Raw genomic sequence first — 15,023 nt, 5'->3', positions numbered from 1 at the left:
TGCCCATCGCCATTTCCGACCCGAGCGCGGATCCGCCGCCAGGGCTTGCGCCGTTCGCCGGTCTCGCCGCGCTCATCGGCAACACCCCGCTGCTGGCTATCGACTGCACCTTTCGCGGGCACCGGCGCCAGGTGTTCGCGAAGCTGGAGTCGATGAACCTCACGGGGAGTATCAAGGATCGGATGGCCATCCAGATCCTGCACCATGCGGCCACCGCCGGCCAGCTCCTCCCCGGTTCACGAATCATCGAGGCGACGTCCGGCAACACGGGCATTTCCTTCGCGGCGCTCGGTCGAGCGCTCGGGCACCCCGTGACGATCTTCATGCCCGACTGGATGAGCAGCGAGCGCATCAACATCATCCGCTCGTTTGGTGCTGACGTCGTGCTGGTATCCCACGCGCAGGGGGGATTCCTCGGGTCGATCGCGCAAGCCGAAGCGCTGGCCGCAGCCACGCCGGGAGCCTTCCTGCCGCGTCAGTTCTCGAATCACTGGAACGTGTACGCCCACGAGGCCACGACCGGCCCCGAGATCGTCACGCAGCTCAACGCCAATGGGCGGACGCTGGACGCCTTCGTTGCCGGCGTCGGCACCGGGGGCACGGTGATGGGGGTGGGGCGCTACCTGCGCCGCGTCCATCCCGGCGCGAAGGTGCACCCACTGGAGCCGGCCAACTCTCCCACCCTGTCGACCGGCCACAAGGTGGGCAAGCACCGGATCCAGGGCATCTCCGATGAGTTCATCCCCGACATCGTGGACCTCACCTTCCTCGACGACGTGATCGCCGTCGACGACGGGGACGCGATCCGTATGGCCCAGGCCCTCGCGTCGTCGTTAGGCCTCGCCGTGGGCATCTCGTCCGGCGCGAACTTCCTTGGCGCGCTCGTCGCCGCGGACACGCTCGGGACGGGAGCCGACGTCGCGACCGTCTTCTGCGACTCCAACAAGAAGTACCTCAGCACCGACCTGATGCACGAGGAGCCGGTGCGCGACGGGTTCCTTACGCCCGACGTGACGCTGTACGGCTTTGATGTGATCCGTCGTCATTGCGACTTTTGTCCACCGGGTGCGCGCGCGGGGGCGGCATGAACCGGCGTCACTTCGTCGGGATGGCGGGCGGGCTCGCGGCGGCAGGGTGGTGGTCCCGCCGCGGATGGCTGTTCCCCCAGCCCCGGGCCGGCCTGCAGCAGCCACCGATCGTTGGAGTGCAGGGACTGACCCTGCGTGCGGCGCCGGGGCCGGCCACGGTCGACGGCACCCCGGTCGACGCGTGGTTGTACAATGGTGCGCTCCCCGGGCCTACACTCCGCGTGCAGCGCGGCGAACGTGCGACCATCACCCTCGAGAACCAGCTCCCGGAACCCACCATCACCCACTGGCATGGCCTGGTCGTCCCCGAGGCAGCAGACGGCCACCCGCGCCTGGCCATCGCCCCGGGCACGACCTACCGCTACGACTTCACGGTGGACCAACCGGCGTGCCTCGCCTGGTACCACCCACATACGCACATGCGGACGGGCTACCAGGTCCATCGCGGACTCGCCGGCCTCATCGTCATCGAGGATCCCGGGGCGCGCACGCGCGGGCTCCCGCCCGCCGAACGCGAGCTGCTCCTCGTGATCCAAGATCGCACCCTCGGCACGGGTGGCGAGCTGGCCTACGACCTGCGCGGCCCGGCGATGATGGCCGGCTACTTTGGGGACACGATCCTCGCCAACGGCGCACCAGCGCCCGCACACCCGGCGGAGCCAGCGGTGTATCGCCTCCGCGTGCTCAACGGCTCCGCGTCACGCATCTATCGCCTCGGCCTGGCGGGCCCGGGCACGATGCGCGTCATCGGGACCGATGGTGGGATGGTTTCGACCCCCATCCCCGTGGGCGAGGTCTGGCTGGCCCCCGCCGAGCGACTGGACCTGCTGGTGGACCTCACGGCGGCGGCTGGGAAGCGCGTCACGCTGGAGACGCGCGCGTTCACCCTCCCCGCGGGCACCTTCGGGCCCAGGGGGATGGGGCGCGGCCCGGAGATGATGCGCGGACGGCAGGGCGATGCCGGGATCATCATGCATTTCGACGTTGGTCGCTCGCGGGTGATCTCGGCGCCACCCGTGACCCTGGCCTCACGCGCCATCCCGTCGCTGCCGCGCGGGGCCGCGGAACGCCGGTTCGTCTTCAGCTCGATGATGATGGACCACACCATCAACGGGATGGCGTTCGACATGTCGCGGCGCGACGTCGTCACCACGGCCGGCGCCGTGGAACGGTGGACCTTCGTCAACGACGGCCCGGTCCCGCACCCGGTGCACCTGCACGCGGCCCACTTCGCCGTCCGCACGCGCACCGGCGGCCGCGGGGAGGTCTACCCGTGGGAGCAGGGATGGAAGGACACCGTGCTGGTCCTGCCGTCTGAAGTCGTCACCGTCGACGTGTTCTTCGGCCCGCACCCGGGCCTGTACCTGCTGCACTGCCACAACCTGGTGCACGAGGACATGGGGATGATGCTGAACGTCGCCCTCGAGCCCGCCTAACGTCGCGTCGACCAGACCGGGCGCGTGGGCAGGGCGGCGTGGTCGATCACCGCGCCACCCTGCATCACCAGCTCCAACCGGCGAATGTTCCGGATGTCGGCGATCGGGTCCGCGGAGAGGATGAGGAGGTCGGCTGCCTTCCCTGCCTCGAGTGTCCCGTAGTCGTCCAGCGCCTTGCTCGCGATCGCCCCGTTCTTCGTGGCGGCGGTCAGTGCCTGCATCGGCGTCATCCCCAGCTCAACGAATCCCTCGATGGCGGCGAGGGTGCCGAGGCCCGGCTCCTGCCAGTCCGGCTTCGCATCACGCCGGAATTCCGGGGCGAGGCCGAGGTAATTGTCCGTTGCCGGTGCCGTGATGCACCCCGCGCGAATGAGCTTCTGCGCGTTCGCGCGACGAATGGCCATCCCCTGGTCACCGCGGTCACGACGTTGCTCGGCCCCCGTGCGCGCGCGCAGCAGCCCGCGCTGCACGGAGTCCGCGCGCAGCCTGGCGGTGGAGTCCTCACGGGCCCGGCGTCGCGCGTAGTCGGCCCACGGCTTGCCGGTCATCGTGTTGGCGAGCATGCCACACACCACCTTCCGCTCGATGAAGAGCTGCACCAGCTCATCGGACATCGGGACGTCGAGCACTTCCGGGTGCTGGACCAGGTCCACACCGGCGCGCAACGCGATACGCAGCCCCTCGGGGGTGGTCGAATGCGTCTCGGCGACCAGCCCGCGCGCGTGCACCGCGTCCACAATGACCTGGTGGGCGCGCTCGGAGAAGCCGATGAAGACCGGGAAGCCGAAGTGCGAGGTCCCGCCGAACTTGAGGAAGTCGACCCCCTGGTCCAGGTAGCGGTTGATCGCCGCGCGGAGGGAATCCGGCTCCATGTTGACCAGGTCCTCGCCACCACCGGCGGCAATCGCGTCGTTCATCTGCTCCTGCAACAGCGACAGGTTCTCCGGGGGACGACCCGTGAAGGAGAAGGACCAGGGCCCGCCCCACCCCACGATGTTCCCGGCAAAGAGGAGGCGCGGGCCGATCGCCTCCCCGCGGGTGATGGCATCGCGCGTGGCCTTGAGCGGCGCGAGCATGCCATAGGAATCCCGGATGGTCGTGACACCGACCTTCAGGTGGAGTTGCGCCGCCTCCAGCGCCACGGCGGCGAACCGATCCTGGTAACGCGCGAAGTTCTCAAGCCCGCTGTAGATGGAGACGTGGACATTCGCGTCGATGAACCCCGGGGTGATCCACTTGCCCTTCGCGTCGATCACCCGCGCACCGCGCGGGACCACGACCTGTGAGGACTGGCCGACGGCAACGATGCGCGATCCCCGGACGACCACCACGCCCTCCACGATGGGAGGGCCTCCGTTGCCGTCGATGATGGTGCCACCGACGATGGCGGTGACCGGCTCCTGCGCGCGCAGCGCGCGTGGCGCGACGAGGGCGATGGCGAGCAGGAGTGTGGCGTGCCGCAGGGCGTGCGAGACGTTCGGGAGCAGCATGGGCGGGGATTCGAGGACGCCGCGAAGGTGTCCTGCGAGACTCGAGTGCAACAGGTGCCTTGACGCCGCCACTCCCGAATCCTCGATTCCGCCGTCTGCCGTCTGCCCTGTCCCCCCTCGCCTCGCCACGCAGTGTCCCTCCCCACCGAAGTCCTGACCGCCATCAACGACGTCACGCTCGATGCGCCCTGGGCACTGATCGAGCGGTTCACGACGCTCCGTCGCGAGCATCCCACCGATGTGGACACCGCGTGCGAGGAGATCGTCTCGCGGCTGCGCGCGCATGGGGTCCCGGTGGACGTCTACCGCCCCGAGTTGTTCCTCTCACTGCCGGGCAAGGCACAGGTCAGCGTCGGCGCGCAGCACTTTCGGGCGAAGCCGATGGCCATGAGCGTGGCGCATCCGGCCGGGCTCACGGCGCCGCTCGCCTATGTGCCGGCGCGGTATGCACGCAACGCCGATGAGATGTTCACCAAGGGCTTCGTGAGCGATGAGGAGGTCGACCTGCGAGGCAAGATCGTGTTGAGCGAAGGCTTCGGCATGCCCGGCAAGGTCGCCTACTTCGAGCAGCGCGGCGCCCTGGGGATGATTGCCGTCAACCCCGGAAAGAATGCCCACTGGGGGATTTGCACTACGGTTTGGGGAACGCCGGACCTGCGCGACCTGCCGCGCAAGCCGAAGATCGCCGTGGTGGCGGTGAATAACCCGGACGGCTCCGCGCTCATCGAACTGGCCAAGTCCGGGGCCACCATCACCCTCACGAGCGAGGTCACCGAGGGGTGGTTCGAGTCCCCCGTTCCCGTGGTCACCATTCCCGGCACCGACGAACCCGAGAGCTTCGTGCTGCTCCATGGGCACTACGACTCGTGGGACTTCGGCATCGGGGACAACGCCGTGGGCGACGCGACCCTGCTGGAGGTGGCGCGGGTCCTGTGGCAGCACCGGGCACAGCTCAAGCGGTCGGTGCGCATCGCCTGGTGGCCGGGGCACTCCACCGGGCGTTATGCCGGCAGCACGTGGTTTGCCGATCACTTTGCCATCGACCTCTACGAGCACTGCATCGCCCAGGTAAACTGCGACTCCCCGGGCTGCCGCTGGGCCACGGAGTTCATCGATGTCTCCCTGATGGAAGAGACCGAGGGATGGTGCGCCCGCGTCATCAAGGCGATCGCGGACAAGGAGCTCAAGGGGGAGCGCCCCCACCAGGCCGGCGACTACTCGTTCAACAACATCGGGATCTCCTCGTTCTTCATGTTGTCGTCCACCATGCGGCACGACCACCGTGAGCAACTCGGCTACTACGCCGTGGGTGGCTGTGGGGCGAACATCGCCTGGCACACCGAGGAGGACCTGCTCGAGATCGCCGATCGCGACATCCTGTTGCGCGACATGAAGGTGTACCTCGCCGCCGTGATGGGCGTGGCCAACGCCACCGTCGCCCCGTTCAACTTCCGCGCGACACTGCGGACCTTTCGGGACACCCTCGCGCGGTACGAGGCACCGCTCGGCGGCCTACACACCTTTGCCGCAGCCCGCCAGGCCCTCGACGAGTTGGACGCGACCCTGGACAGCTTCGGCGTGCACGCGTGCAAGGTCGCGGCCCTCACCGTCGGCGACGAGCGCACCCGGCGGACCAATCGCGCGTTGCGGCGGCTCGCGCGCCTCCTCGTCCCGGTGAACTACACGCGCGGCCCCGAGTTCTTCCACGACCCGGCGGAGACCACGCCCCCACTTCCCGACCTCGCGGTCGCTCTCGAGGCCCCGCACCTGCCGGTGGAACATCGCGGGTTCCTCCGGACCCACCTGGTGCGCGGGGAGAACCGCCTCGTCGCGGCCCTTCGCGACGCGCGGCGAACCGTCGAACGGGCCATGGCATGACCCGCTGGCTGCGCCATCTGTCGTTAGGCACGCTCGTCGCCCTCGCCAGTTGCGATACCGCGCCGGCGGGAGTCGCCGGGACGCTTCGCCTCCCGATCATCAACGACCCGATCTTCAACCCGGTCATCGCACCGGACCTGGGATCGGTCATGGTCAACAAGGTGATCTTTTCGGCCCTCGTGCGGCCGGACACTGCCCTGCAGCCCACCCCGGACCTCGCCACCTCGTGGGAGGTCGCCCCCGACGGACTCACCTGGACCTTTCACCTGCGGCCCGGCGTCCGCTGGCACGACGGCGCTCCGTTCACGTCGCGTGACGTCAAGTTCACCTTCGACCAGATCCTCGACCTCGCGTCAGGCACGCGCCTCCGTTCGGACTTCGCCGCGGTGGACGGCGTCGACATCGTCGATTCCCTGACCGTTCGATTTCGCCTGGGCGCGCCCTTCGCACCCCTGCTTACCCTCCTCGGCTACAACGCGGGGATCCTGCCCGAACACCTGCTCCGCGGCCAGCGACTCAGCGACGCGACCACCTTCAATCGCACGACGCCGATTGGCACCGGCCCGTTCCGCCTTGCCCAGGTGACCCCCGGGGCCACCGTGGTCCTCGAGCGGAATCCGCACTGGTACGGCGCGCCACCCGGGCTCGACCGCCTCATCTTCAAGGTCGTCCCCGACATCAATGCGCAGGTGGCGCAACTGCGCGCCGGCGAACTCGACCTGATCACGATCGAACCGGCCAACCTGGGCAGCGTGCAACACCAGGACGGGATCACCATTCGGCAGGTGCCTGTCGTGCAGCACTGGTACGTCGGGTTCAACACCATGTCCCACCTCTTCTCCGCGCCGGCGGTGCGCCGCGCCATGGCGTTTGCCGTGAACCGGGAAGCGATCGTGGCGGGCGTGCTCAAGGGATATGCCGACCTGCCGACGGGCACGATCCCGGTCGCCTTGCGGGAGTACCACGACTCCACGCTCCACCCCATCCCCTTTGCCCCGGACAGCGCCCAAGCCTTGTTGGCGCAGGCGGGATGGCACCGGGACGCCGATGGCAAGCTGCGGAATGCAGCCGGGCGCGACTTTGCCTTCGACCTCCTGGTCGACAAGGGGAATCCCACCCGGGAGCAGGCCGCCTTGGCCGTCCAGCAGGACCTCGAGCGCATCGGCATGACTGTGCGCCTCCGCACGATGGAGTTTGCTGCGCTCGTGCGCGATCGTGTGCTGCCCGGGAACTATGAGGCGATCCTGATCTGGTGGACCACCCCACCAGACCCCGACCAGTACGCGTTCTACGCCAGCGACCAGGACAACAATCACGTGCGGTGGCGCAACCGCACGGCGGACTCGCTGTTGCTCGCCGGCCGCCGCACGTCCGACCCGACCGCGCGCCGCGAAATCTATCGGGCCTTTCAGCGCGTGGAGCGCGACGATCCACCGGTCCTCGTCCTCTTCTATCCGCGCGAAATCCAGGCAGCCACCACCCGCCTCCGTGGCCTGCCGGCGCTCGGCATTCGTGACGCCCTGCGCCACAGCGAGGTATTGTCCCTCGGACCGGGGTCGTGACCCGGTTCCTCCTGTCGCGGGCATTGCACGCGATCCTCGTCCTGGGGATGGTGAGTGTGACCACGTTCGCCATCATGCACCTGGCCCCGGGTGGCCCGTCCGTCCTCGCCGACCCCAAACTGAGTGAAGCCGAACGCGCGGCGATCATCGACCGCTTGGGACTCGACGCCCCCCTCCCGGTCCAGTTCACCCGCTGGATCACGCGGGCCGCCCAAGGTGATCTGGGGACGTCATTCCTCTATGCGGCCCCGACGGCGCGGACGATCGCCGACCGCATTCCCAACACCCTCGTCCTCGCCGGCGCGGCTCTGCTCCTCGCCTGCGCCCTCGGCGTTCCGGCGGGCATCGTCGCCGGTGCTGCCCCTGGCGGCACGCTCGACCGATGGGCGATGCGCGTCAGCGTGGCGGGGATCGCGGTGCCGGTCTTTTGGCTCGGCATCATGTTGATCCTCCTGTTCGCGGTCCGGCTCCCCTGGTTCCCCGCCGGAGGCATCACGGCAGACGTGGACGGCGGCGGCCTCATGGACCGGGTGCGGCACCTCATCCTGCCAGCGTCGACGCTGGCTCTGGCCACCACGTCCGAATTGTTCCGCTACGCCAGGGCCACCGTACGCGACGGACGCGACGCCACCTGGTGGCGCGTCGCCCGTGCCCGCGGTGTACCACGGCGCCGACTGGTGTGGCGACACGCTGCGCGCCATGCCTTGGTGACCCTGTGCAGCGTGCTCAGTGTACAGCTGCCTCGCCTCGTGGGCGGCGCGGCCATCACGGAGACGGTCTTCTCCTGGCCGGGCATGGGGCGCCTTGGGGTGGAGGCAGCCCTCGCGCGCGACTACCCGCTCGTCATGGGAGTCACCCTCGTCGTCTCCCTCGCGGTCGTGCTTGCCGGTGTGCTGACCGACCTCGGCCAACTCGCCGCGGACCCGCGGCTGCGGCGCGCATGACCACACGGATCGCACGGCGCGGGCTCGTCGGGCTCGTGGGGTTGGGTCTGGTGGTCACGGTCGGCCCGTGGCTCTGGTCGGCGAGCCCAACCACCATCGACCTCGGCAACATCGGGGCCGGACCGAGTGTCGCCCACCCGTTAGGCACGGACGAAACCGGCCGGGATGTGCTCAGTCGCCTGCTCGGCGGTGGTCGCGTGACCCTCCTCGTCGCCCTGCTTGCCATGGCAACCGCCGTGTCCCTCGGGAGCCTCATCGGCGGCATTGCCGGGTTCCGGGGGGGCCGCGTCGAGGCCGCGCTGATGCGAGGCGTCGACGCCGCCCTCGCCGTCCCCGGCTTGTTCATCGCCATTTGCCTGTTGGCGTTCGCCGGGCCCGGCATCCCCAGCGTGATCCTGGCCATCGGATTGACCACCTGGATGCCCACCGCGCGGGTCGTCCGGGGAGAGGTTGCGCGCGTCCGGCGCGAACCCTACATCGAGGCAGCTGCCGCGCTCGGCGCCACGTCGAGTCGCATCCTCTGGCACCACGTCAGGCCCCTGGTCGTCCCACTCCTGCTCGTCGCGGCGACCCTCGCCGTGGCAACAGCCATCCTCACCGAGGCCGCGCTGTCGTTCCTCGGGATCGGGATCCAGCCCCCCACCCCCTCGTGGGGCAACATGTTGTCCGGTGCCCAGGGCACGCTGTCCAGCTACCCCTGGTTGGCGATTCTCCCGGGCCTCCTCATCGTCGCGGCGGTCGCGTCCGTCAACGCCGCGGCCGACGCCTTGCGTTCCACCCACGCCGATTTGTCCCCATGACCCCGCGCGCCCTCCTGTTGCTGGCCGTTGCCAGCGCCCCCCTCATGGCCCAGGGAACGACCGCCCCGTTTGTTCTGGAGGAGGCGACCATCGCGGACATCCACGGGGCCATGCGGCGCGGCGTATTGAGCTGCCGCCAGCTCGTCGCGGCCTACCTTCGCCGCATGGACGCCTACGACAAGAACGGGCCAATGCTCAATGCCATTGTCCACGTGCACCCCCAGGCGCTGGCCACCGCGGACTCCCTGGATCGACGGTTCACTCGGGAGGGGCTCACCGGCCCATTGCACTGCGTCCCGGTCATCGTGAAGGACAACTTCGAGACCTACGACCTCCCCACCAGCGCCGGCTCCGCGGCCCTCAGGGACTGGCGCCCCAATCGCGATGCCACGCTGGTCCACCGGATGCGCGTGGCCGGCGCCATCGTCATCGCCAAGTCCAACATGGCCGAGTGGGCCTTTTCCCCGGTCGAGACGGTCAGCTCAATACTCCCCGGCTACACCCGCAATCCCTACGCGCTCGATCGCGTCACCGCCGGCTCGTCCGGCGGCACCGCGGCCAGCATCGCCGCCAACTTTGGCGCCGTGGGCCTCGGGACAGATACCGGCAACTCGATTCGCGGCCCCTCAGCCCACCAGGCCCTCGTTGGCATGCGCTCTACCATGGGGCTGACGAGCCGGACGGGGGTGGTTCCCCTGTTCCTCTCGCAGGACATCGCCGGCCCCATGACGCGCACGGTCGCCGACAATGCGGCCGTCTTCCAGGTGATCGTCGGCGAAGATCCGGCCGACCCCGCCACCGCGGCCGCGCGCGGTCGGGCCATTCCCCGCTACGCGGACTCCCTGTCGCGCGATGGCCTGCGGACCGCACGCATCGGCGTCTTGCGCGTGGCATACGAGTCCCCAACCCTCGACCCCGAGGTGGCGAGGGTGTTTGACCGCGCGATGGCCGATGCGCGCGCGCTAGGCGCCACCGTCCTCGATACCGTCGTCATCCCCGGCCTCGACTCGATCCGACGCGCGCAGTCCGGCGGGGGGTGCGCACCGTTCAGGCACGACCTCGAGACCTACCTGGCGAGTGTCGCGTCGTCCAACCCGCCGGTGAAGACGGTAGAGGAGATCATCCGCACCGGTCGTTTTCACCCGAGTGTCCAGGGGCGCCTCGAAGCCGCACGTGGCGCCACGTCGTCGCCCGACACCACCCTGGGCTGCCGCAGTCGCGAGGCGTACCGCGCCGCCCTGCGCGCCCTCGTCGTGCGGCGCATGGACGAACTCCGGCTCGATGCGCTCGCCTACCCGACCTGGAGCAACCCGCCACGAAAGATCGGCGACCTCAACACCCCGGCGGGAGACAACTCCCAGCTGTTCTCTCCCTCCACCGGCTTCCCCGCGATCACGGTGCCCATGGGATACACGCGCGGGGAACTCCCCGCGGGGTTGCAGCTGCTCGGGCGCCCGTGGAGCGAGGGCACCCTCTATCGACTGGCGTTCGCGTACGAACAGGGCACGCGTCACCGGCACGCGCCGGCCAGCACGCCCCCCCGCCTGCCCTGACTATCTTCCGCCATGCCCATCGTCGCGCTCCACGGCCATCGCAACCTCACCACGAGGTTCGCCCAGGCACTGCGTGACGCCACCCTTCCCCAGAGCCTCCTGCTGCACGGGGAACCCGGGATCGGAAAGCAGCGTATCGCGATTTGGCTGGCGCAGACGCTGTTATGTGAGTCGGGCACGGCGTGCCAGGCCTGTGCGCAGTGCCGCTATTCCCAGGAGCTCACGCATCCCGACCTCACCTGGGTGTTTCCGCGACCCCGCCTGAAGGACTCAGACGCATCCCCGGATGAAGTGCGGCAAGACCTCGCCGATGCCATTCGCGAGCGCGTGGTGGCGTCCGGGCTGTACGCGTCGCCCCCTGGAAATGAGGGGATCTATGTACCGACCATCCGCATGGTCGTGCGCGCCGCCTCGGTCACGCCGGCCATGGCGCGTCGGAAGGTGATCATCGTGGGTGATGCCGAACGCATGGTGTCACAGGAGGGCGCCGACCAAGCGGCGAACGCATTCCTCAAGCTGCTCGAAGAACCGCCGGCCAACACCTGGATCCTCCTCACGAGTTCCGCGCCAGGAGCGCTCCTTCCGACCATTCGATCTCGTGTCGTGGGTGCGCGCGTATCTCGGCTCGCGGATGCGGACGTTGACGGGTGGCTCGGCGAACCGGCGGTTGCAGATGCGCTGAAGGAGCGAGCGCTCGCCGGTGGCCGGACGCAGTGGGTGGAGATCGCCGCAGGTGCCCCGGGAAGGCTCCTCTCCACCGGGGCGACCGCGACCGCAGCGGATGCGGCGCGACGGCTCGTTGCCGCCCTCTCGACCAATGGAGTCGAGCGCACGACCCGCGTGGCCCTTGCCCAGGGCAGCGCGGGAGCCCGCGGTGCCTTCACCGACGTCCTCGAGGCCGTCGCCCTGGAGTTGCGCGCCACGATGCGCGCCGCCGTGCAGCGGGGTGATGAACGGGTCGCACGCGGCCTGGGGCACTGCATCGAACGCGTGGAAGACGCCAAGGTCCTCGCCCAGGGCAACGTCAACCCTACCCTCATCACGTCCGAGCTGCTCACCGCGTGCCAGCGCAGCCTCGGCTCCCCCCTCGCGTGACTGGGGTTCTCCACAGTTCACAGGGCAGTCCCGAATTCCCATCCTTGGAGCAGTACGTGGGGATCGCCTTTGGGGAGGGGAGCGTATGCAGGCACGCAAGCTGGAGCCGACCGCGGCTCGTATTCGACTGGGTGATGACCGGGAAATCGTCCTGGTCCGTTATGAGCCTTCGGCGCGGGCCGGTGCCTTCGGCACACCAGCGATCGAGGGCTTCGTCCGACCCATCGGACGACGTTCCAAACCCTCCACTCGACTTCCCCGCTACTCCAGGCCACGCATGACCGACCTGACTCATGTTGACGCGGCCGGACGGGCCCGCATGGTGGACATCGGAGACAAACCCTCGACCGAACGGGTTGCGGTGGCCGGCGGCCAGATCATCATGCGCCCCGAAACCCTGCGTGCCATCCGGGACAATCAGATCGCGAAGGGCGACGTGCTTGGCGTCGCACGCGTGGCCGGAATTCTGGCGGCCAAGCGTACCGCCGATCTGATCCCGCTTTGCCATCAGGTGCCCCTCAGCGACGTGTCGATCGATTTCGCCGCCGACGACGCCCTGCCAGGCTATCGGGTCTCTTGTACCGCCCGCACCACCGCCCAGACCGGGGTCGAGATGGAGGCCATTGTGGCCGTAAGTGTGAGCCTTATCACACTTTACGACATGGCGAAAGGGGTGGATAAGGGGATGGTCATCGGCGAGATTTCGCTCCTTGAAAAGCGGGGCGGCAAGAGCGGCGACTGGGTCCGCAATCCCTGACCCAACGCACCTGCCGACAACGAGGAGCGCCATGAAGGACCTGAGCGGCACCTACGTCCACCACAGTGACCACGAGCGCCGCCGGCGGCGCATTCGGGGCGGCCTGATGCTCGCCGCCCTGATGACCGCCGCTGGGCTGGCGGGCTACTCGTGGGCGCCGGTTGAAGCCGGGGCCGTCATCGTCTCAAGCGCCCGTCCGCTGGCCGTGGACGACTCCGTCGTCACGGCCCTGGACAAGAAACTGGGTGTGGTCCGCGACGACCTCACCAACGCTTCGGCCAGACTCGAGCGCTGGAATCGGGTGTTCGGCTATGCCCGGCGATATCGCATCACTCCAGACCTGGCGCGGGCGATCTACGATGCGGCGATCGCCGAGCGACTCGACCCTGAGCTGGCGTTCCCTGTGGTGCGGCTCGAGAGTGCGTTTCGGGAGCGCGCGACGTCCTCTGTAGGCGCGGCCGGGCTGACGCAGCTGATGCTGGCGACGGCTCGAGAGTTCGAGCCGGGGATCACGAGAGAGGGCCTCTACCATCGGGAGACCAACCTGCGGATCGGCTTTCGATACCTGCGACGCCTCATCCAGTGGCAGAAGGGCGACGTCCAGATGGCACTCCTGGCCTACAATCGGGGTCCCGCGGCGGTTGAGGTGGCACAAGAACTCGCGCTCGACGCGTCCAACGGCTACGACCGAATCGTCCTCAAGGGCTACCGGGGGCGCGGCACGCTGGACTGAGTCGCCTTCGCACCTTTCTTGGGAGCCCCGGCGCCCTTGGACGGCGCGACCGCCTTGGCCGCCGTAGCCTTCCCCCGTGTCGCAGGCTTCTTCTTGGCCTGAGCCGATACCCCACGTTGGGCCACGGGCCGCGCCCGGCTCCCCGCCGTCCGGATGATGATGGTCTGGCCTGGGTATACCACGGTCCGCTTCAGCCCATTCGCGCGCTGCAGCCCCGCCACCGTTGTCCGATAGCGGCGTGCGATCAGGCCAAGTGACTCGCCGCGACGAACGACATGCACCACCCGATTCGCGCCGCTTGGTGCGCTCCCGTATCGCTCGATGGACGGATTGGGGACGTCGCGAGACGCCGCAATCACATGGACCGCCGGAACGAGGACCTCACGGCCGGCAGGCAGGCGCTTGGTCGAGGAAAGGCCCGGGTTGTACCAGGCCAGGCGGCGCGCGTCGACGCCGTTCGCCCGGGCCAGCGCCGCGAGGGTCTGCCCCTTCTTTGCTCGCACGGTGCTGAAGGCCCGTCTTGTATCCGCCGGCAAGGTATCCCACGCCGTCTCAAACAGCTCACGCGAGCCAACCGGCAGGCGGAGCTGGTCGTCCCCACTCGGGGGAGTGACGCCGCGCAACAGGTGGGAATTGAGGTCGCGCACCTCGGCGACGGGGCGACCGATCAGCTCGGCCACGAGCCCCAGCGACGTGAGGGCGGGCACCCGCACGGAGTCATACGCGAACGGCGGGGCAGCGTCCACCACTGACAAACCGTATCGTGCTGGCTCTTTCCCGATCAGGGCCGCCGCGATGAGCTGCGGGACATAGTTCCGGGTCTCGGGGCGCAGGTACGACTGCTGGGCGAGCGCAAAAAATCGGTCGTCACCCGCCACTTCCTCGAGTTCATCCTGGAACCTGGCAAGGCCGCGAGACACCCGGCCGGGGCCTCCGTTGTACGCGGCGGCCGCCAGGTAGTACGAGCCAAACTGTTGGTAGAGCATGTTCAGGAACTTGCCGGCAGCATCCGTCGCACGAACGGGATCCCGGCGTTCGTCCACCCAATGATCCACGCGTAGCCCCACGCCACGCGCCGTGGAACTCATGAACTGCCACATCCCGACGGCCGCCGCACGCGAGTACGCGTGCGGGTCGTATCCACTCTCGACCAGGGCGAGGTAATACAGGTCTTCCGGGATACCGCGCGACCGGAACTTCTCGCGGATCATCGGCTCATATGCCTTGCCGCGCGACAGGCGTGACTGGATGCGCTCGCGGGCCGACCCGCTGAACAGCGTGACATATCGCGCCACATGTTCCTGCGTCGCGTACGATAGGACGTCCAGGTCCCAGGAGACCGCCTCCGCCTCAACCGGTTGCGCCGCCGTCTCACCGATGGACAAAGGGGGGATGCCGAGTGCGGCCCCGACGCTAGCAATTGAGCGCTCCAGCGAACTGGACAACGAGTCCGGAATGACAACCGCCGGTACGCTCGCGCTCTCCTCCGAGCGGGGCGCCGCGTCCTGGAGTGCTGGCGGGGAGGAATCCTGCCCCGGCATCGCGATCACGGGGGCGTGCACGGGAGCGGCCGCCGGAGTCAACGACCGACCACACGCCGCCACAGCCACCATCGCCGCCATGTGCACGACCCGACGTCGTTGCATCATCATCCGCAGGAATCCGGTTGAGGCCCTGTCCTGAACCC

12 protein-coding genes are annotated in these 15,023 nt (G+C 68.8%); 10 read left to right on the top strand and 2 right to left on the bottom strand.

The window, feature by feature from the left end; genetic code table 11:
- The first annotated feature begins 5 nt into the window (after positions 1-5).
- Both IPK85_14850 and IPK85_14845 read left to right on the top strand, forming a co-directional pair.
- Positions 6-1,088, top strand: coding sequence for a PLP-dependent cysteine synthase family protein (locus tag IPK85_14850; protein MBK8248669.1), 1,083 nt, complete (start codon positions 6-8; stop codon positions 1,086-1,088).
- Positions 1,085-2,524, top strand: coding sequence for a multicopper oxidase domain-containing protein (locus tag IPK85_14845; GenBank protein ID MBK8248668.1), 1,440 nt, complete (start codon positions 1,085-1,087; stop codon positions 2,522-2,524). Before IPK85_14850 ends, IPK85_14845 begins: the two co-directional genes overlap by 4 nt.
- Here the strand turns inward: IPK85_14845 and IPK85_14840 are convergent.
- The gene (locus tag IPK85_14840; GenBank protein MBK8248667.1) at positions 2,521-4,014 is read right to left on the bottom strand and encodes an amidohydrolase family protein; all 1,494 of its coding nucleotides are present in this window, start codon (positions 4,012-4,014) and stop codon (positions 2,521-2,523) included. The two genes, IPK85_14845 and IPK85_14840, sit on opposite strands and share 4 nt — an antisense overlap.
- A 132-nt stretch (positions 4,015-4,146) precedes the next feature.
- Here IPK85_14840 and IPK85_14835 point away from each other — a divergent pair, with 132 nt between their 5' ends.
- From IPK85_14835 to IPK85_14800, 8 genes are all read left to right on the top strand, one after another.
- Positions 4,147-5,892, top strand: a complete 1,746-nt coding sequence (locus tag IPK85_14835; protein ID MBK8248666.1) for a M28 family peptidase — start codon at positions 4,147-4,149, stop codon at positions 5,890-5,892.
- Complete coding sequence (locus IPK85_14830; GenBank protein ID MBK8248665.1) at positions 5,889-7,454, top strand: peptide ABC transporter substrate-binding protein; 1,566 nt, start codon at positions 5,889-5,891, stop codon at positions 7,452-7,454. The genes IPK85_14835 and IPK85_14830 overlap by 4 nt, the downstream gene beginning before the upstream one ends.
- A gap of 47 nt (positions 7,455-7,501) precedes the next feature.
- Entirely contained in the window at positions 7,502-8,398 is an 897-nt protein-coding gene (locus IPK85_14825; GenBank protein MBK8248664.1) for an ABC transporter permease, read from the top strand.
- Positions 8,395-9,198: an ABC transporter permease gene (locus IPK85_14820; protein MBK8248663.1), complete on the top strand. Its 804-nt coding sequence runs from the start codon at positions 8,395-8,397 to the stop codon at positions 9,196-9,198. The genes IPK85_14825 and IPK85_14820 overlap by 4 nt, the downstream gene beginning before the upstream one ends.
- Entirely contained in the window at positions 9,195-10,751 is a 1,557-nt protein-coding gene (locus IPK85_14815) for an amidase (protein ID MBK8248662.1), read from the top strand. The genes IPK85_14820 and IPK85_14815 overlap by 4 nt, the downstream gene beginning before the upstream one ends.
- Positions 10,752-10,763: 12 nt before the next feature.
- Positions 10,764-11,846 (top strand): hypothetical protein, encoded by a 1,083-nt coding sequence (locus IPK85_14810; GenBank protein MBK8248661.1) that lies wholly within the window; start codon positions 10,764-10,766, stop codon positions 11,844-11,846.
- Positions 11,847-12,123: 277 nt separating this feature from the next.
- Positions 12,124-12,603 (top strand): cyclic pyranopterin monophosphate synthase MoaC, encoded by a 480-nt coding sequence (gene moaC, locus IPK85_14805; GenBank protein MBK8248660.1) that lies wholly within the window; start codon positions 12,124-12,126, stop codon positions 12,601-12,603.
- 31 nt (positions 12,604-12,634) lie between these two features.
- Positions 12,635-13,336, top strand: a complete 702-nt coding sequence (locus tag IPK85_14800; GenBank protein ID MBK8248659.1) for a transglycosylase SLT domain-containing protein — start codon at positions 12,635-12,637, stop codon at positions 13,334-13,336.
- Here the strand turns inward: IPK85_14800 and IPK85_14795 are convergent.
- Complete coding sequence (locus IPK85_14795; protein MBK8248658.1) at positions 13,309-14,988, bottom strand: transglycosylase SLT domain-containing protein; 1,680 nt, start codon at positions 14,986-14,988, stop codon at positions 13,309-13,311. The genes IPK85_14800 and IPK85_14795 overlap by 28 nt on opposite strands.
- Positions 14,989-15,023: the final 35 nt, after the last annotated feature.

This window comes from Gemmatimonadota bacterium (assembly GCA_016712265.1).
Taxonomy (GTDB): Bacteria; Gemmatimonadota; Gemmatimonadetes; order Gemmatimonadales; family Gemmatimonadaceae; genus RBC101.
The sequence above is the reverse complement of the archived record's forward strand: the minus strand, read 5'-3'. Positions and strand labels throughout refer to the sequence as shown.

What these genes read in the sequence shown, in the direction of transcription:
- IPK85_14840 (MBK8248667.1), bottom strand. Translation starts at nt 4,014, where the DNA reads ATGCTGCTCCCGAACGTCTCGCACGCCCTGCGGCACGCCACACTCCTG.
- IPK85_14830 (MBK8248665.1), top strand. Translation starts at nt 5,889, where the DNA reads ATGACCCGCTGGCTGCGCCATCTGTCGTTAGGCACGCTCGTCGCCCTC.
- IPK85_14825 (MBK8248664.1), top strand. Translation starts at nt 7,502, where the DNA reads ATGGTGAGTGTGACCACGTTCGCCATCATGCACCTGGCCCCGGGTGGC.
- IPK85_14795 (MBK8248658.1), bottom strand. Translation starts at nt 14,988, where the DNA reads ATGATGATGCAACGACGTCGGGTCGTGCACATGGCGGCGATGGTGGCT.
- moaC (MBK8248660.1), top strand. Translation starts at nt 12,124, where the DNA reads ATGACCGACCTGACTCATGTTGACGCGGCCGGACGGGCCCGCATGGTG.
- IPK85_14845 (MBK8248668.1), top strand. Translation starts at nt 1,085, where the DNA reads ATGAACCGGCGTCACTTCGTCGGGATGGCGGGCGGGCTCGCGGCGGCA.
- IPK85_14815 (MBK8248662.1), top strand. Translation starts at nt 9,195, where the DNA reads ATGACCCCGCGCGCCCTCCTGTTGCTGGCCGTTGCCAGCGCCCCCCTC.
- IPK85_14820 (MBK8248663.1), top strand. Translation starts at nt 8,395, where the DNA reads ATGACCACACGGATCGCACGGCGCGGGCTCGTCGGGCTCGTGGGGTTG.
- IPK85_14800 (MBK8248659.1), top strand. Translation starts at nt 12,635, where the DNA reads ATGAAGGACCTGAGCGGCACCTACGTCCACCACAGTGACCACGAGCGC.
- IPK85_14810 (MBK8248661.1), top strand. Translation starts at nt 10,764, where the DNA reads ATGCCCATCGTCGCGCTCCACGGCCATCGCAACCTCACCACGAGGTTC.